Origin of the sequence: Sphaerimonospora mesophila (assembly GCF_001417795.1) — a bacterium.
GTDB lineage: Bacteria > Actinomycetota > Actinomycetes > Streptosporangiales > Streptosporangiaceae > Sphaerimonospora > Sphaerimonospora mesophila.
In genome coordinates, this window is record NZ_BCBX01000013.1 from 1 (window position 1) to 941 (window position 941).

Below are 941 nucleotides of genomic sequence, written 5' to 3' on the forward strand. Positions count from 1 at the left end.
GTGACGTGGTGGCGGCGGACCAGGTCGAGCCACGCACCGGCATCACGCCGCTGCCCCTCCTCGACCAACACCACACCACCCCCCACCCCCAACACCCCGAACACATCAAAAACCGACAAATCGAAATCAAGCGCCGACACCGCCAACACCCGATCCGACACCCCCACACCGAACCGCGAACACACATCCTCAACCGTGTTCACCGCCGCCCGATGCGACACCACCACACCCTTCGGCTCACCCGTCGACCCCGACGTGAAAATCACATACGCAGCCGACTCATCCGCCACCCCCACCGGACCCGCCAACCCACCACCGCAGACCCACGCATCCGGAGCAACAACCGCCACACCCGCAGGAACCCCCACACCACCATCCGCACACACCACACCCCGCACCCCCGCACGCGACAAGATCCGCTCCCGCCGCACCACCGGCTGATCCACCCCCACCGGCACATACACCCCACCAACCGCCAACACCCCCAACACCGCCACCACCTGATCAGGCCCCTTCGGCAGCGACACCCCCACCGCATCCCCCGGCCCCACCCCCGACCCCGCCAACACCCCCGCCAACCCCAACGCACGAGAAGCCAACTCCCCATACGTCAAAACCCCACCCGACCCCCACACCAACGCCACCGCATCCGGCGACACCCGCGCACACTCGAAAAACCCCTCATGCAACAACCGCCCCGACACCGGCCCAGCCGTCGCATTCACCCGCTCACGCACCACCACCTGACCCCCCGGCACCAACGACGGCACCCCACCCGACCAATCACCCACCCCCAACCACTCCACCAACCCCACAAACGCCCCGAACATCCCATCCAGCACCCCCGCCGGGAACAACTCCTCCACCGCATCCCAATTGACGAACAACCCCCCCTCACGCTCCGTCACCTGACAGTCCAACCACACCTGCGGAGTCTGGGA

General features: G+C 67.1%; 1 protein-coding gene. It reads right to left on the reverse strand.

Translation table 11 applies throughout. The features are described 5' to 3' along the window. Window positions 1-908: AMP-binding protein (locus tag AP234_RS00090; protein WP_235557882.1), on the reverse strand; the 908-nt coding region annotated here is incomplete at its 3' end. Window positions 909-941: the final 33 nt, after the last annotated feature.